This is a genomic window from Mucilaginibacter lacusdianchii (genome assembly GCF_009770985.1).
GTDB classification, from domain to species: domain Bacteria; phylum Bacteroidota; class Bacteroidia; order Sphingobacteriales; family Sphingobacteriaceae; genus Mucilaginibacter; species Mucilaginibacter lacusdianchii.
This window is the reverse complement of sequence record NZ_WSRW01000003.1, coordinates 852,690-873,814: the sequence shown is the minus strand read 5'-3', so window position 1 is coordinate 873,814 and position 21,125 is coordinate 852,690. Positions and strand designations below refer to the sequence as shown.

At 40.5% G+C, this 21,125-nt stretch carries 18 protein-coding genes, 1 other RNA gene and 1 riboswitch; of the genes, 8 read left to right on the top strand and 11 right to left on the bottom strand.

Features of this window, described 5'->3' with window-relative positions:
* Window positions 1-7 precede the first annotated feature (7 nt).
* Both GPM24_RS17335 and gatB read right to left on the bottom strand, forming a co-directional pair.
* On the bottom strand, window positions 8-1,126 hold the full coding sequence (locus tag GPM24_RS17335; protein WP_158828365.1) for a TlpA disulfide reductase family protein: 1,119 nt from the start codon (window positions 1,124-1,126) through the stop codon (window positions 8-10).
* The gene (gene gatB / locus GPM24_RS17330) at window positions 1,126-2,595 is read right to left on the bottom strand and encodes an Asp-tRNA(Asn)/Glu-tRNA(Gln) amidotransferase subunit GatB (RefSeq protein ID WP_158828364.1); all 1,470 of its coding nucleotides are present in this window, start codon (window positions 2,593-2,595) and stop codon (window positions 1,126-1,128) included. Before gatB ends, GPM24_RS17335 begins: the two co-directional genes overlap by 1 nt.
* Window positions 2,596-2,859: 264 nt before the next feature.
* Here gatB and GPM24_RS17325 point away from each other — a divergent pair, with 264 nt between their 5' ends.
* Complete coding sequence (locus tag GPM24_RS17325; protein ID WP_158828363.1) at window positions 2,860-3,966, top strand: fatty acid desaturase family protein; 1,107 nt, start codon at window positions 2,860-2,862, stop codon at window positions 3,964-3,966.
* A 52-nt stretch (window positions 3,967-4,018) separates the two neighbouring features.
* Here GPM24_RS17325 and alaS read toward each other — a convergent pair whose 3' ends face one another.
* Complete coding sequence (gene alaS, locus GPM24_RS17320; RefSeq protein WP_158828362.1) at window positions 4,019-6,688, bottom strand: alanine--tRNA ligase; 2,670 nt, start codon at window positions 6,686-6,688, stop codon at window positions 4,019-4,021.
* 164 nt (window positions 6,689-6,852) lie between these two features.
* Here alaS and GPM24_RS17315 point away from each other — a divergent pair, with 164 nt between their 5' ends.
* Both GPM24_RS17315 and GPM24_RS17310 read left to right on the top strand, forming a co-directional pair.
* Window positions 6,853-8,079 carry a serine hydrolase domain-containing protein gene (locus GPM24_RS17315; RefSeq protein WP_158828361.1) on the top strand — a complete coding sequence of 409 codons (1,227 nt, stop codon included), beginning with the start codon at window positions 6,853-6,855 and terminating at the stop codon, window positions 8,077-8,079.
* A gap of 68 nt (window positions 8,080-8,147) precedes the next feature.
* On the top strand, window positions 8,148-9,242 hold the full coding sequence (locus tag GPM24_RS17310; RefSeq protein WP_158828360.1) for an L-dopachrome tautomerase-related protein: 1,095 nt from the start codon (window positions 8,148-8,150) through the stop codon (window positions 9,240-9,242).
* A gap of 64 nt (window positions 9,243-9,306) precedes the next feature.
* On the opposite strand, the gene GPM24_RS17305 is transcribed toward GPM24_RS17310, so the two are convergent.
* Window positions 9,307-10,188: a manganese catalase family protein gene (locus GPM24_RS17305; protein WP_158828359.1), complete on the bottom strand. Its 882-nt coding sequence runs from the start codon at window positions 10,186-10,188 to the stop codon at window positions 9,307-9,309.
* Between the two features lie 225 nt (window positions 10,189-10,413).
* Complete coding sequence (dinB, locus tag GPM24_RS17300; RefSeq protein WP_158828358.1) at window positions 10,414-11,595, bottom strand: DNA polymerase IV; 1,182 nt, start codon at window positions 11,593-11,595, stop codon at window positions 10,414-10,416.
* A gap of 77 nt (window positions 11,596-11,672) precedes the next feature.
* Between dinB and GPM24_RS17295 the strand changes: the two genes are divergently transcribed.
* From GPM24_RS17295 to GPM24_RS17280, 4 genes are all read left to right on the top strand, one after another.
* The gene (locus tag GPM24_RS17295; protein ID WP_158828357.1) at window positions 11,673-12,215 is read left to right on the top strand and encodes a 2'-5' RNA ligase family protein; all 543 of its coding nucleotides are present in this window, start codon (window positions 11,673-11,675) and stop codon (window positions 12,213-12,215) included.
* A 120-nt stretch (window positions 12,216-12,335) separates the two neighbouring features.
* Window positions 12,336-12,434: signal recognition particle sRNA small type (gene ffs, locus GPM24_RS17290), an RNA gene on the top strand.
* A 171-nt stretch (window positions 12,435-12,605) separates the two neighbouring features.
* A complete protein-coding gene (locus GPM24_RS17285) occupies window positions 12,606-12,887 on the top strand; it encodes a GNAT family N-acetyltransferase (RefSeq protein ID WP_158828356.1) in 282 nt (93 codons plus the stop codon).
* 14 nt (window positions 12,888-12,901) lie between these two features.
* Window positions 12,902-13,867 (top strand): YpdA family putative bacillithiol disulfide reductase, encoded by a 966-nt coding sequence (locus tag GPM24_RS17280; protein WP_158828355.1) that lies wholly within the window; start codon window positions 12,902-12,904, stop codon window positions 13,865-13,867.
* A gap of 56 nt (window positions 13,868-13,923) precedes the next feature.
* Here the strand turns inward: GPM24_RS17280 and GPM24_RS17275 are convergent, their stop codons facing one another.
* Entirely contained in the window at window positions 13,924-14,511 is a 588-nt protein-coding gene (locus GPM24_RS17275; RefSeq protein ID WP_158828354.1) for a DUF6580 family putative transport protein, read from the bottom strand.
* 37 nt (window positions 14,512-14,548) lie between these two features.
* A complete protein-coding gene (locus GPM24_RS17270) occupies window positions 14,549-16,459 on the bottom strand; it encodes a TonB-dependent receptor plug domain-containing protein (protein ID WP_158828353.1) in 1,911 nt (636 codons plus the stop codon).
* A gap of 111 nt (window positions 16,460-16,570) precedes the next feature.
* Window positions 16,571-16,834, bottom strand: a riboswitch (cobalamin riboswitch).
* Between the two features lie 144 nt (window positions 16,835-16,978).
* Between GPM24_RS17270 and GPM24_RS17265 the strand changes: the two genes are divergently transcribed.
* Window positions 16,979-17,737: an SRPBCC family protein gene (locus tag GPM24_RS17265; protein WP_158828352.1), complete on the top strand. Its 759-nt coding sequence runs from the start codon at window positions 16,979-16,981 to the stop codon at window positions 17,735-17,737.
* 144 nt (window positions 17,738-17,881) lie between these two features.
* Here the strand turns inward: GPM24_RS17265 and rplT are convergent, their stop codons facing one another.
* From rplT to thrS, 4 genes are all read right to left on the bottom strand, one after another.
* Window positions 17,882-18,226: a 50S ribosomal protein L20 gene (gene rplT / locus GPM24_RS17260; RefSeq protein ID WP_158828351.1), complete on the bottom strand. Its 345-nt coding sequence runs from the start codon at window positions 18,224-18,226 to the stop codon at window positions 17,882-17,884.
* An 81-nt stretch (window positions 18,227-18,307) separates the two neighbouring features.
* Entirely contained in the window at window positions 18,308-18,508 is a 201-nt protein-coding gene (gene rpmI, locus GPM24_RS17255) for a 50S ribosomal protein L35 (RefSeq protein WP_095704381.1), read from the bottom strand.
* A gap of 74 nt (window positions 18,509-18,582) precedes the next feature.
* Window positions 18,583-19,152: a translation initiation factor IF-3 gene (gene infC / locus GPM24_RS17250; protein WP_158828350.1), complete on the bottom strand. Its 570-nt coding sequence runs from the start codon at window positions 19,150-19,152 to the stop codon at window positions 18,583-18,585.
* Between the two features lies 1 nt (window position 19,153).
* Window positions 19,154-21,079 (bottom strand): threonine--tRNA ligase, encoded by a 1,926-nt coding sequence (thrS, locus tag GPM24_RS17245; RefSeq protein WP_158828349.1) that lies wholly within the window; start codon window positions 21,077-21,079, stop codon window positions 19,154-19,156.
* Window positions 21,080-21,125: the final 46 nt, after the last annotated feature.

Here is a 21,125-nt window from a genome sequence, read left to right as displayed (position 1 = left end):
TATTGGTTTAAAGATTAGCGAACGTTTTATTTAAAAAGTTTTCCAAATCTTTGCCAACTATATTCTTAGCAATGATTTTACCTTGCGGATCAATTATAAAATTTGAAGGTATGGCATCAATCTGATACAAGCGTTCTGTAGGCCCTTCAAAATCTTTCAAATCTGATGCATGCTGCCAGGTAAGCTTATCTTTGGCAATTGCCTGCTGCCATTTATCTTTTTCCTTGTCCAGAGAAATACCCAAAATATTAAAACCTTTACCTTTGAATTGATTGTATAAGCGCACAACGTTAGGGTTCTCATCCCGGCATGGTACACACCAAGACGCCCAAAAATCAAGCATCACATATTTGCCCTTATAATCGGATAACTTTACTTCCTTACCGTCTATCCCACCCACTGTAAAATCGGGAGCAGCGTGCCCAACTGATATTGGTTTAACCTTATCCATATGCTGAACAAAGCGCTGCACCGTTGCGTTACTTGTGAACTTTCCCTTTATGTCATCAGCATAAGAAACCAGTTCAGGCTCATACTCACGTGGATCTAACGACATAGCAGCATAAAAAGCCGCAAGGGTATTTTTATTATTGTTAACAAATTTTAAAACAGCAGTGCTGTAGGCTTCCATAATGGTTTTTACCTGAGGTTGATATACCTGAACTAAGGAGTCCTGATTCAAACCGCTTTGAGCCTTTGTTTGAAATTCGTCCATTAAAGTGGTATTCTGCGCTACAAACTTATTGCTTAAACTGTTGAACTCTTTAATTTTATCAGATTCTTCAGACCCTTTAACTTGGTATTGATGGGCTTGGTCTTTCAGGTCGGTTTCAAACTCAATTTGCTCACCGTTCTGCGCAATTAAATCGAATACTACGCCCCCGGCGCGTATCTTAAATAAATTGGCGTAAGGTGATTGACGTTTAAAAGTAAATTTACCATCCTCACTTAAAGTAGTTGAATCAACTACACTAATATTAGTACTATCCGCTTGCAGCAGGTAAACTTTTTTTGCCTGAGCCGGATTTTTAACTACACCTGTAATTGTAAATGATTTGTTGTCTTTACAGGCAGAAAAGGCTATAACGCCTAATAACGCAGCTGTAAATAAATGTCTGCTTTTCATTATTTGCTATTTAATGCTTCTACTAATAATTGATTGGTTTTTTGTGGGTCAATCTTCCCTTTTGAGCGTTTCATTATCTCGCCCATAAACAACCCCAAGACGCCCTTTTTTCCCTTATGGTATTCTTTAACCTTATCCGGGTACTTAGCCAAAGCATCCCGAATAAATTGAGCTAACTCGTCTGTGTCCTCGCTTATTAACAAATTTAATTCTGCAGCCAGCTCATCAGCATTTTTATCTGGATGATGCATAAGGGCCGGGAATAGCTTTTGAGTAGCGACGGTATGATTTATTGTTCCGCTTTCTACCAAATTTATTAAACCTGCTAATCTTTCGGGCGATGGTCCGGCTTCTTCCACGTTGCGATGCTGCCCGTTTAAGTATGACTTAAGTGGCCCCATTACCCAATGCGCAGCCGATTTGTGATGATGCGTATAAGTAACCAGCTTTTCGAAATACATAGCCAGTTCATGTTCGGCTACGATAACTGATGCGTCATAATCATTTAAATTGAACTGCTCTGTGAATTTTTTGTGCAACTGCTGTGGCAAAGCAGGCATGCTGTGGCGCACTAATTCAACGTATTCTTCAGTAAGCTGTAGCGGCTGTAAATCCGGCTCAGGAAAATAACGATAGTCATTAGCCATCTCTTTAGTGCGAAGTACCGATGTTTCGCCGGTATTAGCATCAAAATTTAAGGTGTTTTGTTCGATATAACCACCGGCTTCGATAACTTTTACCTGGCGGATAAACTCGTGTTCAATTGCCCGTTGTACATTTCTAATCGAGTTCAAATTTTTTACTTCGCAACGATTGCCATAATCGGTAGCACCTTTTAACCGTACAGATATATTGGCATCACAGCGCATGCTACCCTCTTCCATGTTACCATCGCAAATGCTTAGATAACGCAATATTTTACGCATTTCCGTTAAATATTGCCCAGCTTCTTCGGCACTGCGAATATCAGGTTCAGATACAATCTCAACTAGAGGCACGCCAGCACGGTTCAGGTCTATCAGTGAATAATCATCGTGCTGATCGTGCATACTTTTGCCAGCATCCTCTTCCATGTGAATATGGTGTATGGCAATATTTTTAGTGATACCGTTGCTTAATTTTACCGTTACATGGCCACCTATGCATATAGGTTCATGATCTTGACTAATTTGATAACCTTTTGGCAAATCTGCGTAGAAGTAATTTTTGCGGGCAAAATAATTGTACAGATTAATACGGCAATCACAAGCCAGCCCCATTTTCACAGCATATTCTACAGCTCTTTTATTAAGGAATGGTAACGTACCAGGATGCCCCAACGATACCATGCTGACATGTTCATTAGGAGCCGCCCCAAATGCAGCCGAATCAGAAGAAAAAGCTTTACTTAATGTAGATAGTTGTGCATGTACCTCTAAACCTACAACCAGCTCATATTTTTCGTGCGCTTCTATATTGGTGTTTGTCATCACAATTTAAAGGATAATTACAGTTATCCGGAATTAGGCAAATATAAAGCTATTGCTGACAGATAGGCATACCGAAGCCTAAAATCGGCATAAACTTTGAAATCAGCTTTAAAACAGGCACATAACCAGAATGTAAAATGCGGTTGGGCAGGTAGCGGTGGTTTTGAACAAACCATTACAAAAGAATTGTTGTTTAACCATGCAATTACAAGCTGCAGCTTATGTTGCTACAAGGTTCTTCAACCGAATTTTTAACACATACCTATGGATACCGAGATATTTATAAAACCAACTTTTCGAAAGTCCGGACGCGACGACTTTTTCAGAGAATTAAATCAGCAAGTACATGAACGCGTACTTAACAATCGTATAGTACAGCAAAGCATAGTAGCCAAATCGCTTACTATGTTGGCACTGTATTTTACTTTTTATAGCTGTATTCTAATATTTGGCAACCAAACACCTTACCTGTTTGCTTTTTATATTCTAACGGGATTAACCATGATTATGGTTTTTTTAAACGGATTTCATGACGCTGCACATGGCGCTGTTTTTAAAAGCCGTAAGCACAACGAGTTGTATACCTACGTACTGGAACTTTTTGGAAGTAATAGCTATATTTGGAAAAAACGTCACCTGCTTTTACACCACCCTTACCCCAACTTACAGCATTGGGATATTGACGTAAAGCAAAGCAACATTGTTCGTATTTTTCCAGAGAGTCCTCGCTTTAGTTTCCACCGATATCAACACTTGTATATGTGGTTTTTATACCTCTTTTATACCCTAAACTGGCTGTTTGTAAGAGATTTTAAAGACTTTTTTGGAACGAAAGACAATTACTTAAAACGGGTAACCAATATACCAACCGTAGAGTATGTAAAGCTATTTGCAGCTAAAATTATTAATTTTTTGTTTTTGTTGGTTATACCTATGTTGATCTTAAATCAACCCTGGCATTCAGTATTAGTAGCTTTCTTATTAATGCACATTACATCCAGCGCTTTTGGGGTGACGGCACTGCTATCTACCCATGCCGATGAGGATGCAGAGTTTCCGCTTCCTCCAGAGAACGGAGAGATTGGGATGACCTGGGCCATGTATCAAATCTCCGAAACTAAAGATTTTAGTCCTGATAGCGCCGTAGCAAATTTCTTATTTGGCGGCTTCAATCATCATGTTGCACATCACTTATTTCCAACCGTTGCGCATACTTATTACCCGTCCATTACACCTATTATCAGGGAATACGCCGCTAAGTACAATTTACCTTACCGTTCGTATCCGTTATCAGAAGCGTTAAAGTCGCACTTTATGTTGCTAAAGAAGAGCGGCAGTTCGGAAAGTTTATTTGTACATGGTGAATTATAAAAAGTAAGGGAGCTTAAGTTAAGCTCCCTTACTTTTTATATGTAACTACTTTTTACAACACGTATGATTTTGCTTTAGCCAAAGCACGATCCAAGCCGCCCAAATCCTTACCGCCGGCTGTGGCAAAGAAAGGCTGACCACCGCCACCACCTTGAATCTCTTTAGCCAATTCACGAACGACAGCACCCGCATTTAAGCCTTTTTCTTTTACCAGATTTTCGGCTATCATGACGGTCAGGTTAGGCTTACCGTCGATGTTAGCAGCCAGTACCAGGAACAAATCGCTTACAATATCTTTCAATTGGTAAGCCAGCGTTTTCACTGCATCAGCACTAGGTAGTTCTACTTGCTGGGCAATAAAGTTGACACCGTTTATAGTTTCAGCTTTTTTTGCCAGTTCTGCTTTCAGGCCTACTGCCTTTTCATGAACCGACTTCTCGATTTCTTTTTTGAGGCGATTGTTTTCTTCCAACAAGCTTTCAATACTTTTAGAAATATCTTTAGGATTTTTTAACAGCTCTTTCAAATGTTGTACTAGCTGATTTTGCTCGTTGATGAACTTTTCGGCAGCTACACCAGTTATGGCCTCGATACGACGCACACCAGCAGCAACAGCACTTTCTGATACGATTTTGAAGTAACCAATCTGCCCGGTTGCTTTGATGTGTGTACCACCACAAAGCTCTTTCGAAAATTGGTCGTCAAAAGTAATAACCCGAACAAAATCACCGTACTTTTCACCAAATAAAGCAGTTACGCCACTGTTGATCGCCTCTTGATAAGGTACATTACGCTCTTCTTTTAAACCTATATTTTCACGAACCTTTTGGTTAACAATGGTTTCAATTTGAGCCAATTCTTCATCGGTTACCTTGCTGAAATGTGAAAAATCAAACCGAAGACTATCTGCATTTACTAGTGAACCTTTTTGATTTACATGGCTACCCAATACTTGCTTTAAAGCTGCATGCAATAGATGTGTGGCCGAGTGATTATTTTCAGTACTTGAACGACGTTCAGAATCAACAATAGCAGTCAAGGCGTCATTAATAGCTTGCGGCAAAGTATCGGTAAAATGTACGGTTAAGCCGTTTTCTTTTTTGGTGTCAGTAATTTCGATAATTTCCCCATTTGGAAACACCAACTCGCCGGTATCACCAACCTGACCACCACTTTCGGCATAAAACGGTGTTTTATCCAGCACAAGCTGATACTGTTCTTTGCCTTTCGCTTTTACCTTGCGGTATTTTACTACGTGCGCTACCGTCTCAGTTTCATCGTAACCGGTAAATTCAACAGCATCATCTTCTTTTAATACTGTCCAATCACCGGTATCAATAGCCGTAGCGGCGCGTGAACGATTTTTTTGCTGTTGCAATTCATTTTCAAAACCGGCCATATCTACGCTTAAGCCGTTTTCACGAGCCATCAATTCGGTAAGATCAATCGGAAAACCGTAGGTATCGTACAGTTCAAAAGCAAAGCTTCCGGCAATTGAGCCAGTGGTAGCTTCATTCAATTCATTCGTATTGCTTATGAAACTATTGATATGATTTTCAAATAATTGAATACCTTTATCTAAAGTTCTTAAAAAGGCGTTCTCTTCTTCCAGAATTACTTTTTGTACAAAATCTTTCTGGCTGTACAACTCGTCAAACACACCTTTAAACTGCTCTGCCAGTAATGGTACCAATTGATTCAAGAAAGGCTCTTTAAAGCCTAAGTATTGGTAAGCATAACGTACTGCCCGGCGCAATATACGGCGGATGACATAGCCTGCTTTGTTGTTAGACGGCAACTGCCCGTCAGCAATAGCAAAGCTGATGGCTCGAATATGGTCGGCCATTACACGCATAGCCACGGCTTCGTTCCAACCCTCATTACCCGGCGTAGCGCCGGCGTTATACACCTTACCGCTTCTTGCAGATAAAAATTGTATCAACGGCTGGAATACATCCGTGTCGTAATTTGAAGTTTTGCCTTGCAGTACACGCACCAAACGTTCAAAACCCATTCCGGTATCCACGTGTCGGGCCGGCAAAGGTTGTAATGAACCGTCTTTTAAACGGTTAAACTGCATAAATACGTTGTTCCAAATCTCGATAACGTTTGGATCATCGGCATTTACTAAGGTTGCTCCGCTTACCGCTGATCTTTCTTCATCGCTACGACCGTCAAAATGTATTTCAGAACAAGGGCCACAAGGGCCGGTTTCGCCCATTTCCCAAAAGTTATCTTTTTTGTTGCCGGGTAAAATATGGTCTTCAGCTACGTATTGTTTCCACAAACCATACGCTTCCTGGTCTTTAGCCAAGCCTTCTTTTTCATCACCTTCAAAGTAGGTAACGTACAAGCGGTCGGCCGGTAATTTGTAAACTTGGGTTAATAGCTCCCAACTCCAGGCAATAGCGTCTTTTTTAAAGTAGTCGCCAAAGCTCCAGTTACCCAGCATCTCAAACATGGTGTGATGATAGGTGTCAATACCAACTTCTTCCAAGTCGTTATGCTTACCTGATACCCGCAAACAACGTTGTGTATCGGCTACCCGTGGGTATTTAGCTACAGCTTCGCCCAAAAACAAATCTTTAAACTGGTTCATACCCGCATTGGTGAACATCAGCGTTGGGTCGTTTTTTACTACGATGGGTGCCGATGGCACAACGGTATGTCCTTTAGAAGAAAAAAAGTCCAGAAAAGCCTGGCGTATCTGTTGAGCTGTCATTTTTCAATATAAAATTGGTGTGCAAAGATAGGATTTTTTGAGTGATGAAAATGGAACAAACCACATGCTGCGCACATGATATTTTAAGTGGTTTTGAGATGCAAAACTAAGATGCAAGAGCAAAATTACTTTCTAAAGCCTATGGGCCTTACTATATTGGTTGCATGAAAATCCGCATCTTATCTGCCGCTTTGTTACTACTGATATCACCTTGGGCGTATAGCCAGAAAAAGAATAAGGACACCGGTTATTTTCCACCAGCCGGAAGCTGGCAAAGCCGATTGCCTGCTCAAATGAGCTTAAATGCGGAGGCTATACAACAAACCATCAACTTTGCCAAAGAACATGAAGCAAAATCACCTCGCAACGGAGAACTGGCACAACATCAAAGCTTTGGTCGAGAACCGTTTAGCGAACCTTTAGGGCCGCTTACTGACCGGGGCGGCTCATCTGGTGTGATTATATATCATGGCTACAAAGTGGCCGAGTGGGGCGACCCAAACCGCGTGGATATTGTAAACAGTGTTTCTAAAAGCTTTTTATCTACACTGGTTGGACTGGCAGTTGACCGTGGACTAATTCATAGCACTATGGACACTGTTGCTCATTATGTACCCTTTGTGGAACTGTATAATCTTGGCATTAACACTGCGGGTTACGATGCAGCGCAAACCAACTTAATTTACCCCTTTAATACGCCACACAACCGCCGCTTGACTTGGGAAGTAATGCTTCGGCAAACCAGCGATTGGGAAGGTACTTTGTGGGGCAAACCCGACTGGGCCGACCGTCCGCAAGGCGAGCTGACACAGTGTAAAACCAGGCAACGTAACGAACCAGGAAGTGTTTATAAATACAATGATGTGCGGGTAAATGCATTAGCGTTAGCTGCTACTTCAGTATGGCGCCAGCCTTTACCAGAGGTGCTGAAAGAAAATATCATGGACCCTATTGGTGCTTCGACCACTTGGCGGTGGACAGGTTACCGCAATGCGTGGATTGTGTTGGATGGACAACCAGTACAATCCGTGAGCGGTGGGGGCCACTGGGGCGGCGGCATGTTTATAAACACCTATGATATGGCACGTTTTGGATTGCTTACGTTGCGCCACGGCAACTGGAACGGCAAACAACTTATCAGTGAGCAATGGGTGAAACAAGCTCTTACGCCTACCACTGCTAACACCGGCTATGGCTACATGAACTGGTTTTTGAATACTGATAAAAAGCTTTTACCATCGGCACCGGAGAGCGCATGGGTACATATTGGCAATGGTACTAATATGATTTACTGCGACCCTGAATATGATGTGGTAATGGTAGTGCGCTGGATTGAAAATAATGAAATGGACGGCGTAGTTAAAACTTTGTTGAGTGCTTTTAAAAAGTAAGCTTCTGATAAAATTGTAATTTACATGAAGCCCGTAAACTTTTGGTTTATCAGCAGGTTAATATCTACATGAAGAAAATATTTATTCACCTGATTACGCTGGTAAGTTTTGCTGGCGCAGCAACGATTCCAAAAAGCAGTACAGCCCAGCAACCTAAGCTACAACAAGTATTTGCTGATAATACCTATCAGTTTACCGGTGTAGCTGTATCGGCTAAAAACCGGCTTTTTGTTACTTATCCGCTGTGGTCAAAAACCTATAAATATGCGGTTGTTGAGGTAATGCCAAACGGCACATCCAAACCGTTTCCAGACGCCGCTATGAACAGTTGGAAAGCAGGCGAAGATGGTATGAACAAATGGGTGTGCGTACAAACCGCCTACGTGGATGATAATGATTACCTATATATTGTTGACCCGGCCGCTCCTATGTTAAATAAAGTGGTAGGCAACAGTGCTAAAGTGATTAAATTTAACCTGAACACCAATAAAATTGAACGCGTTTATCGCTTTCCAGGTACAATCGACCAAAGCAGCTACCTGAATGACATTCGTGTTGATACTAAAAAACAGGTAGCTTATTTAACCAATTCTGGTACGGGTGGTATAATTATTTTGGATTTAAATTCAGGAAAATCCCGTCAAGTGTTACAAAATCACAAATCGGTTCATTCTGATCCTAACTTTAAGTTTGTGATAGATGGTAAAGAATTGAAAAAACAAGGTCAACCGGTAAAATTCAGCTCAGACGGTATTGCTTTAACACCTGATGGCAGTTGGTTATATTACAAACCGCTAACCGATAAAAAGTTGTACCGCGTTCCAACAACAGCGTTACTGGATCAAAAACTTACACCACAGCAGTTGAGTGGTAAAGTTCAGGATTTAGGCAACGTTGCGGTTACTGATGGGATGATTTTTGATAAAAAGGGAAATCTTATTATGGGAGATATGATTAACTACCGTATGCTGCGTATGTCGCCAGATTTAAAAGCATCTTTATGGTTTAAAGATATGAGCCTGATTTGGCCCGATACTTATTCTATTTCTAAAGATGGATATTTATATATCACCACTTCGCAAATCAATAAACAACCTGATTACAACAACGGCGTAAATAAACGCACTGAACCGTATCGCGTATATAAAGTAAAACTGCCATAACGTGTCATTTAAATAAAAAAGGGTTAGCTACAAGTAGCTAACCCTTTTTTATTTGTTCATGCTTTTACGGCAGCAAAGTATCTTTAATATTATCTAGCAAACCCTTATCCATGCCGCCTGTCATTTGCTCGGCTTGTGCATGGCCTTGCGGATCTGGCGGTGCCAGTTTCGGCTCCTGTCCCATTGGCTCGGCTTTTACATATTTAAACTCACCTTTACCGTCAATTGATGGTCCGCTTGCCCAGCGTGCGTCAGGCACCTGTAAGCCCTCAATATTGGTAGAAACGAATGAGTAAGCAAATTCATTCACTTGCTCACTTTCAGGGAAAGTATTAGGGATTGGCAAGTTATTTTTAACACCACCTAAATCTTCTAATACCGCTAACCATTGATTTTGGTGCATGGTATCACGTGCAATCAAAAAGGCCAGCATATCTTTCATGCCTGGGTCATCAGTTAATTCCCACAAGCGGGTTGCCAATACACGACCGGTAGATTCGGCCATTACGTTTGCATACATATCGGCAGCGATATTACCGCTACCTACTACCCACGATCCGTTAAAAGGAACACCATTCGCATCAACAGCCATAGCCGCCAATCCTGAAGATAATACGTGTCGAGGATCCATTCCACCTAAAATACTTCCTACCATAGCGTTTTCGCCCGCAATTTTGTCTTTTAGTTCTGTAGTGGCGCCTTCCAAGTTTAATGCAACCGCTGTACTAAGCATTTCAATGTGCGAAATTTCTTCTGTACCAGTGTCCAGGAGCATATCACGGTATTTATTTGGTCCGCGGCTACCCCAAGCCTGAAATAAGTACTGTAAACATACCCTTATTTCCCCTTCAATGCCCCCAATGGCTTGTTGTAATAACTTAGCAAACGCCGGATTTGGTTTTTCTACACGTACCTGGTACTGTAGTTTCTTGTCGTGATAAAACATACTTAATGGTTAAATTGATTTAAAATGCTTGTTAACTTATGTTCTTTCTTATCGGCAAGTATTAAACAGCATTCTATGAAATCGCATCGTAGAACGCCTATTCGTGTATCATCAAATATTCTTAAAAGCACTTATTTATTATGCTTCTAAATAAACCAACCCATTAAGCGAGGCAATGTTTTACTTATAGTTAAAATCTATAATTATAAATATTATATTTAAGTATCATTTTGATAAAAAGGGATTAAAATTACGCTGACCTATTTCCATACCAGCAGCCCTGCAAACGGTTTTGTTACCATATTTAAAGTTGATAGTATCCATCGCTTTATACAATTTTATTTGCTCTTCATTATCCTCGAACAAATTAATCTGGTAACTGCCACTACATAGCTGGCTTAATTTTACGCCAATCAATCGTATAGGCCGATGCTGATTCCAGGCGCGCTTAAGTAGATTTTTAATACCAGGAATTAGAATATGTTCGGCCGAAGTAAAAGCAATTTTCTCTTGCAGCGTATGCGTTTCAAAATTTGCATAGCGTAATTTAATAGCCAGGCACGATGCTAGTTTATTTTCGCTACGCAGTTTAAAGGCCAGCTCTTCTGTCATCGACACCAGGATGGTTTCCAGCGTGCGCCGGTCTGTAGTATTGTTACCAAAGGTGTGCTCGGTTGAGATAGATTTTCTTTCACTATGCGGCACAATTTCGCTGTCGTCTATTCCGTTGGCTTTTTCCCATATGTAATGACCGGCTTTTCCAAACACCGTTTCTAAAAAACGAATATCAACCTTTTGCAGGTCACGGATTTTTTCGATGCCATATTGGTAAAGCTTTTCACAAGTTTTTTCGCCCAGCATTGGAATCTTGCTGATATTAAGCGGTGCCATAAAAGATTTCTCATCACCATGTTTTATCCATAATTGCCCGTTAGGCTTGGCTTGGTTGGTAGCCATTTTAGCAACGGTTTTGCACGATGCCATGCCAAATGATATAGGTAAGCCTGTTTGGCGTATAATCCGCTGTCGGAGTTCGGTGGCTAATATATACGGATCGTAATACCGGTCCATACCTGTTAAATCTATGTAAAATTCATCAACAGACGTTTTTTGATATAGCGGAACCGAATCATGAATAATTTCTGTTACCTCTCTTGAAGCTTCTGAATAACGCCCATGCGACCCTCTCAGCACAATGGCATGAGGGCAAAGCTTTAGTGCTTGTTGTGTAGGCATGGCCGAATGTATACCAAATTGGCGTGCTTCATAACTGCATGAAGCTACCACTCCTCGCCCTTCGGCACCACCGATGATGACCGGCTTACCCATTAATGATGGATTGAACTTGCGCTCAACCGACACAAAAAACGAATCTAGGTCAATATGAACGATGTATTTTTTGGACATAGCGTAACAAATGTGAAAAATGATTTTGATAATTGCTAATTATTTTAGCAATTTCGCTTTATCAATTACTTATCGCTATGAGTTATAAAGATTACTTTTTTCTGCTTCAACCATCGGAGGTGGTTAAGCAACAGATTGCTTATTACAAAAATTTAGCAGGAGATATTGTTGGCCAATACCCTGGAATTAGTTCGACTGCTCATTTATCAATTGCTTTAAAGGTAAGGCAGAAGGATTATTTTATGAAAAGCTTTTTAGATAATATCAGGCCAAAAATCATGAATATGCCAGCAATTAATCTGCAAATAGACGGTTTTCAAACTTTCAACCATCAAAATGAATCTGCCACCATTTATGCTCAAGTTAAGAAAAGCTACCAGTCGGATAATTGGTTTGATAAGTTAATTCGGGAAATTAATGCACAACCATTAACGCCACATATTACAGTTACCAAAGCTATTCCAGTCGATTATTTTGTGACCTTATGGCCACATTTCAAATATACGCGTTATCAAGACAGTTTTATTGCTGATAAGCTTACCATATTGGAACGCACATCATATGATAAGTACGCAAAGTGGGGGATGTTTGAAGAAATTCCATTTCGTAAAACTGCATAAATTAGCCAACAGGTAGCTTAAGTCATAATCAATTTAATTTTCTTAAACTGATTAACAGCATCTTAACAATTAACTTAACATTTCTTTTTCAAAACCTCAAAACATTCCTATATTTGCGGTGGGTAAGTCTTTTACGACCAGCTCCTCTTGAACTCCCCCAGGGTGGGAACGCAGCAAGGGTAGAGAGTTGAGCGGTGCGATAAGAGTAGCTTACCCATTTTTTATGCCTTTATTTTTTCGGATCGGTCGCTTCCCTGCCTTTCTCATCCAGCACATTCGTTAATGTTTACATTTCAATTAAAGCACAAGTGTTGTGTTAATGCAATAAATGTTACGCACGTTTAATCAAAATATCATTATTGGTGTTATTTTTTGATATTAGCTTTACTTATGCAGGTACAACAAGAAAATATAGGCGACGAAGGTTCTTTTTATTTAGAGCAGGATGGTAAACGATTGGGCGAGATGCGCTATGAAATTATGTCGGATAAGGAAATGGACATTTACCATACAGAAGTTGATCCTGAGTTTCAGGGACAGCATTTAGGTGAAAAGTTAGTTGAAGCGGGCGTAAACTTTGCACGTAAAAACAAATTAAAAATTACCCCATCGTGCACTTTTGCTAAAACCATTTTTGCGAGAAATCAATCTTACAAAGACGTTTTAGCCTAATTCAAATTTGATTAATGCTGGATATTATTATCATAGGAGGCGGCCCTATCGGCTTAGCTTGCGGATTACAGGCTCAGAAAGCCGGATATAGTTTTGTTATACTAGAAAAAGGCACGTTGGTAAACTCGTTGTACAACTACCCTACCACCATGACGTTTTTTTCCACTTCTGAAAAGTTGGAAATAGGCGGCTATCCGTTTACCACCACTCATCCCAAACCCAACCGCGCCGATGCTCTGGAGTATTACCGCCGCATAGCGATAGCTAAAGAGTTGCCATTAAAATTATTTGAAGAGGTACTTGATGTAAAGCGGATTGATGAATTATACACCGTGTCGACCACAAAATCTGTCTACAAAGCTAAATACATTATTGTTGCCACCGGCTTTTATGACATATGTGTTAATCTAAACATTCCGGGTGAAGATTTGCCTAAGGTTAGGCACTACTATCAGGATCCGCATTTTTACACTTTGCAAAAAGTAGTAGTGGTTGGCGCCAGCAATTCGTCTGTCGATGTTGCGCTTGAAACCTACCGTAAGGGTGCCGAGGTAACTATGGTGGTTCGTGGAAGCGAAATTGGTTCGAGAGTGAAATACTGGGTACGACCTGACATTATAAATCGGATTAAAGAAGGCAGCATCAAAGCTTACTTTAATTCGAGCCTAAAAGCCATAAGAGAAACAGAGGTAGATATAGAAACACCGGACGGAACCGTCACTATCCCGAATGATTATGTAATGGCCATGACAGGCTATAAGCCCAACTTCGATTTTTTAAAAAAGATAGGCATTAAATTATCTGATGACGGGAAATTTATTCCATCTTATCATCCGGACACCATGGAAACAAATCTGCCTGGCGTTTACTTAGCTGGCGTTGTGGTTGGTGGTATGGATACGCACCTTTGGTTTATTGAAAATTCGCGTATACATGCCGAAATGATTCTACAAAGTATACAACAGAAAGAACAGTTATAAAAAAAGCCGGTGTTAATTAACACCGGCTTTTTTTATAAATTAGAAAATACTTATTGTTAGATTGATAATTGCTTACTTGATTTAGCGGCCGACCTGTTTTTCAACCATTCATAACCACCAAACAATAAGCCGCCAAACACAGCATCAGCCAGCAACATATTACGTTCAAACGGTAAAGCCATTACCAACGATTCGCCATAGCCAATTATGCCTTTGTCATACAAATTGCTATTTAACCAAGGGCTAATATCAGTTAGCAACCAGTGCACCGCAACGCTGGTTAATGAGGCCAACAAAACGTTGGCAACATTTACAGTTTTAATAAAGCTACCAATCCAAACCATTATTACTAAACTGGCATACAGCCATAACGATTCTGTGTTGAACCAAATCAACTTAGAAAAGTATAAGTAATTAATAAAGATATTGGTTACAAAAAGGGTAACTACAGGTATAACTGCAGCTTTCCACTTGTCCGCAAAATAAGCACCACCAAATATGGCGAATGCTCCCATCGGCGTAAAATTACTTAGGGCCGGATAGCTGTAGCTTACATAACGCATTGCACCTGTTGATACCACAGCTGCTAACACAGCTAACAATAGTGCAGGATAACCGATATTAATTTTTTTGGTTGATGACATACAAAAGGTATTCTTATAATTACAAATTTACCAAATTTTAGCGTATAGCGTAGTTAATGCCAGCGTTAAAATTTGTACCTAAAGTGCTGTAACCATAAACTTCCATGTATTTAGCGTTAAATATATTCTTAACATCTGCAAAAAGTTTCAGACGGCGGTTTAACAATGCATATTCGGCGTATGCATCAACCAGGTTATAACTTTTTAGCGTTTGCAATGAACTGGCATAAGTAACGGGGTCGCTGTATACATCGTTGCGCTTGCTGTAGTACCGGTAATTTAAACTGGCAAATAAGTTTGATGTAGCCTGCCAGCCGGCAAACATACCAATAGTATTTTTAGGACGACGAATCAGATAGTTTTCAGTAGTTATGCTCGTAGTACCAACTCCCTTTATTGTGTTACCGTGCAAGTAGGTATAATATCCTTTTAAGTTAAGCTTACCAAAAGTGGCTGATGACTCAACCTCCACACCTTCGGCATTTTGCTGGTCGCGGTTGATATATCCGTTTGGTCCATATACAATTTCATTGTTAATTTTCCTGTTATAATAATCGGCCCGGAAGTTAAATATGGAGCCAAAAACGTTATCAGAACTAAAACCAGCTTCATATCCATGTGATTTTTCGGGTTTCAAATCAGGATTGGCTCCATACGGGCCATACAAGGCAGAAAGGTCCGGAGCTTTAAACGAAGATGAAACCGTTCCAAATAAACGTAGCCTATTATTATCAATCAAGTTTAACGACTGGGTAACAGAGTATGTACCAGCCCCACCGAATAAACTGTGATGGTAATAGCGGCCGCCTGCTTCTATATTATAAGCCGACTGCGGGTGCATAATGAATAACGAACCATAGGCACCAAACAAATCAGCATGTTTGTCAGTTTCGGCACTGCCACTAGAATTAGCTTTAGAATAGCGGTTATCAACCCCAAATAACAATTTAACATTATCGCTGAATTGATGATTAAGATATAAGTCTACAAAATGCAGCTTACCCAAATAAGTTTGCGGTCCAAATGAAAATGCATAATTGCGGTTTACGTTTTCGTAATTATAATTCAGGTTTACCGAACCTTTATTCAACTTATATACGGCGTTGGTTCCCGTATTTAGGTTTCTGGTAAAAAAGGTACCTGTACCATCTACATATCCCTGTTCATCAAACTCGCCGGTATTGTAAAAATATCTAAAAAACGGATTAATGCTTAAACGGCTGGTAGCATTATACCCCAAGCGCAAGTTTGCAGCGTCCTGAATAAATCCGTCTTTATCGAACGTGGTTGTTGCGTTATCAGGCCGTGCTGCTTCAGATACACCATCAGTACGGAAATGTGTGAAACTTGCGTTATAAGTAAATGCGCCGACACGGCTGTTAAGGTTTACCGATCCCTTATATGTGCCGTAACTACCTATAGTAGCCAAGGCGTTTGCATTAATACCCTTATTCGCATCTTTACGTGTAACAATATTAATAACCCCGGCAACGGCATCAGATCCGTACAAAGTTGATTGTCCACCTTTCATAATTTCAACATGATCAATCTGATCAATTGGCAGTAAACGAAGATCATACACATCGCCAATGGCTGTAGGGTCGGTAATTAATACGCCATCAAGTAATATAAGCGTATAGCGAGTGTCTGCACCCCGGAGATATAAACCTTTGTTTAAACCCGGATTACTGGTTGCACCGTTTACAATTACGTTGGCTTGCTCATTCAGCAATTCGGGCAGTGTTTTACCAGCACTTCGCTCAATTTGTTGACGGGTGATTACCGTTACCACCTTGCCTGTTTGTGATTGTTTTTGATTGATTTTGGTAGCACTGATGGCTACGTCTTGCAATACACGTGTAGTGTCTTGCGCATGCGCTGCTACACTAAGCAGCGCCAGTTGTGCAAGCCCCAGGCTTGCCACAACGGTTAGTTTGTTTTTTTTCATGTTGTTGTGAGAGATATACTCCTCACAGCATACCGAAAATGAAGTACGTCAGGAATGAAAATACACTAATAAGATGGCATTCACATTCAAGCTTCAATCCCCGAAAGCTATGAATTTATAATGCTAAAGGCAGGTATTCTGGCTTGTTTACTATTGAACGCCTTCCCATAGGTTCATCATAAACCTGCAGTGGCATATTGCTCAATAGTGGCGGATGATAGGTTTAAACTGTTGGTATTACAACTTACCAATTTCATTACAAACCCTACTACTCGCCAAAAAACTTACAGCTGCGGGACAGCTCCGGATTCGCACCGGTATTCCCTTTTAATTTCACATCACTATAACGCGAAAACCAAAAGCGCTGCAAAAATAGAATAAGCAACGTTATATTCAACTATTAGGTCGTTATTATAAATTACAAAGACGGAACCAGGCTTTAAAAGAAATTATTTTACATTAAGCGAAAACCATATACTCAACCGTAGTGTTCTGTACATAACCTATAAAAACAACGCTATGGCAACAACAGCATTAGAAGAAACTACCTTTTTTAAAGGTTCAGAAGAGCATGGTTCTACCAATTTAGAATGGCCCGAACGCTATATATCAATAGCAGCAGGCGTTAAAATTGCTCTTTCAGGACTTACTCATATATTTTCAAGTCCGTTTACCAGTATATTAAAAGTTGGCGCGGGTGGTTATTTATTAAATAGAGGTTTAACTGGCCATTGTGAGCTTTATACACGCTTGGGTAAAAACAGTACGGAACCAGTCAATGTAAACATCCGTTCATCTTTTACTATCAATCGCCCTCGTCAGGAAGTATATGACTTTTGGAGAAAATTAAGCAACCTACCACTGTTCATGAAACACCTGGAAAGTGTAGAAGAGATTGATGAAAAACGATCGCATTGGGTTTTGAAATTACCTGCAAATGTAGCCACCGTAAGCTGGGACGCTGAGATAGTGAACGACGAACCGGGTGCCGCCATTGGTTGGAGTTCGTTACCAGGCTCAACAATTGACAACGCTGGTAAAGTACGTTTTAAAGACAGCATTGACGGCGATGGCACCATTATAGATGTGGTTATTAGCTATACCCCTCCTGCAGGCGGTGTAGGTACTGTTGCCGGACATATTCTAAACCCACTGTTTAAGAAAATGGTTGACGAGGATGTTCGCAACTTTAAACAGTATATGGATATTGAGGCATCTGAAAATACTTTAGCAGGTACGGGCGCTGATAAGATCAATCATAACAGTGCGGTTTTATAAACCTACTGCAACTAAATAGAAAAGCCATGCATATAAAGATGCATGGCTTTTTAGTTTTTATATATAAAATTTTATCCTAGTTGCTTAAATAAAAAAGCCCCATTGAAAATCAATGGGGCTTTTTTATGTTTTATGAATTACAGCTTATTTTACTGCATCAACCACAGCTTTAAAAGCTTCCGGGTGATTCATGGCTAAGTCGGCCAAAACCTTACGGTTTAAACCAATTTCGCTTGCATTTAATTTACCCATTAATTGAGAGTAAGAAATACCATGCTGGCGTGCGCCTGCATTGATACGCTGAATCCACAGAGCGCGGAATTCTCTTTTTTTGGTTTTACGGTCGCGGTATGCGTACTGTAAACCTTTTTCAACTGTGTTTTTAGCAATGGTGTAAACCTTGCTGCGTGAACCATAATAACCTTTTGCAAGGTTCATGATTTTTTTCCGGCGTCTTCTCGACGCAACTGCGTTAACTGAACGTGGCATTTGTTTGCTTTTTTGGTAGTGAGTGTTTCGTTAAATACGAAATCTTTGGTACTCTAAAACCTGGTTAAAAATTTTAATGAATTACTTTCCGATACAAAGCATACGTTTAACGTTACCCATGTCAGCTTCAGACACTAAGCTGGTTTGACCTAAGGCACGTTTACGTTTAGTCGACATCTTGGTTAAGATGTGGCTTTTGTATGCGTTTTTTCTGGCAATTTTACCGGTTCCAGTAAGCTTAAAGCGCTTTTTAGCACTGGAATTGGTCTTCATTTTTGGCATAACACTTATTTGTTTAATTTCTACGCTTCCGCAGCGTATTATCTTTATCCAGCTTTTACAGCTGTGATGTTGTCTTACTTTTTAGCCGATTTAGGGCCAACAATCAGGAACATACGTTTACCTTCTAATTTAGGTAATTGTTCCACTTTACCAACTTCTTCTAATGCTTGCGCAAATTTAAGAAGCAGAATTTCGCCTTGCTCTTTGTAGACAATAGCACGACCTTTAAAGTGTACATACGCTCTTACTTTCTCACCGGCTTCCAAAAAGCTAATAGCATGCTTTAATTTGAAATTAAAGTCATGATCATCAGTATTCGGTCCAAAGCGTATTTCTTTGATTACCGTTTGCTTAGCGTTATTTTTAATCTCTTTCAGCTTTTTCTTCTGCTCGTAGATAAACTTGTTGTAGTCTATCACACGGCATACAGGAGGAACTGCGTTCGGAGATATTTCAACCAGATCCAGCTCCTGCTGTTGTGCTATTGCCAATGCTTCGCGGGTTGGGTAAACACCCTGCTCCACGTTATCGCCTACCAGGCGAACCTCAGGAGCTTTAATAAAATTATTAATATTGTGCTCAGCTTCCTTTTTCTTGAAAGGAGGCCTGGGCCCTCTGTTGAAATTCGGTCTTCCTAATGCCAAGTTATATGGTTATTTCTTTAACTAATTGTTGTTTAAAATCTTCTATGCTAATACTTCCCAAATCACCCACGCCGTGTTTACGAACAGAAATCGTGCCATCAGCAGCTTCTTTCTCGCCCACGATAAGCATGTAAGGGATTTTTTTGATTTCAGCGTCACGTATCTTACGCCCTATCTTCTCGTCTCTAAAATCAATCAGCCCGCGAATATCGAAATTATTTAGCTCATTTGAAAGTTTTTTTGCATAATCCTCGTATTTCTCGGAGATAGGCAAAATTACATACTGCTCTGGTGATAGCCATAAAGGGAAGTTGCCGGCACAGTGCTCAATCAACACAGCTACGAAGCGTTCCAGTGAACCAAAAGGCGCACGATGGATCATCACCGGACGGTGTTTTAAATTATCACTACCGGTATATTCTAGCTCAAAACGCTCGGGCAGGTTATAATCAACCTGTATAGTACCTAGTTGCCACTTGCGACCTAAGGCATCCTTTACCATAAAATCAAGCTTGGGACCGTAGAATGCTGCTTCTCCGAGTTCAATGATAGTTGGCAAGTTTTTTTCAGCAGCAGCTTCAATAATAGCTTGTTCTGCTAACTGCCAGTTTTCTTCAGTACCTATGTATTTTGTCTTATTTTCCGGATCGCGCAGAGATATCTGAGCGGTGTAATCTTCAAACCCTAAAGCCGAAAAAACGTACAGCACCAGGTCAATTACTTTTTTAAACTCTTCCTTAACCTGATCGGGCCGACAAAATAAGTGAGCGTCATCTTGCGTAAAGCCACGTACCCGTGTTAAACCGTGCAGCTCACCGCTTTGCTCATAACGATATACTGTACCAAATTCTGCAAATCGAACCGGCAAATCTTTATAAGAACGCGGTTTTGTTTTGTAGATTTCGCAATGATGCGGACAATTCATCGGTTTCAGGAAAAACTCCTCACCTTCCTGCGGTGTTTGAATTGGCTGAAAACTATCTTTGCCATATTTTTCATAATGGCCTGACGTTACATATAAATTTTTATGACCGATATGTGGGGTAATTACTTGCTCATATCCAGCTTTCATTTGGGCACGCTGCAGGAAATTAACCAAACGCTCGCGTAAGGCGGTACCTTTTGGCAACCAAAGTGGCAGGCCCATCCCTACTTTTTCAGAGAAGGCAAATAATTCCAACTCTTTACCTAGCTTCCGGTGGTCGCGCTTTTTAGCCTCTTCGATTATACGTAAGTATTCTGTTAACTCACTTGCTTTAGGAAAAGTAACACCATAAATACGTGTCAGCTGCTTACGGGTTTCATCACCCCGCCAATAAGCACCGGCAACGCTCATCAGTTTAACTGCCTTTACAAAGCCCGTGTTAGGTATGTGCGGACCACGACATAAATCGGTAAAATTACCTTGGGAATAAAAAGTAATTGAACCATCTGGCAAATCTTTAATCAAATCCAGCTTATACTCATCGCCTTTATCGGTAAAGTAATCAATAGCCTCGGCCTTACTTACCGGCTTGCGCACATAGTCTTGCTTGGCTTTAGCCAGTTCCAGCATCTTGTCTTCAATCTGTTTAAAGTCGTCTGAAGAAAAAACACGGTCACCAAAATCTACATCGTAATAAAATCCGGTTTCAATAGCCGGCCCAATACCAAATTTGGTACCGGGATACAAAGCTTCCAATGCTTCGGCCATTAAATGGGCAGATGAGTGCCAAAAGGTAGATTTACCTTGCACATCGTTCCAAGTAAGCAACTTTACGGTTGCATCTTGATTGATTGAACGGTTGGCATCCCAAACCTGGCCGTCAACTTCGGCGGCTAATACGTTTCGTGCTAAACCCTCGGATATCGACTGGGCAATTTGCATGGAGGTAGTTCCCTGTTCGTACTGACGAACGGAACCATCAGGGAGTGTAATGTTAATCATCTACAACTATGATTTTAAGTTTTTAAAAAATAAATTAAAACAGCAA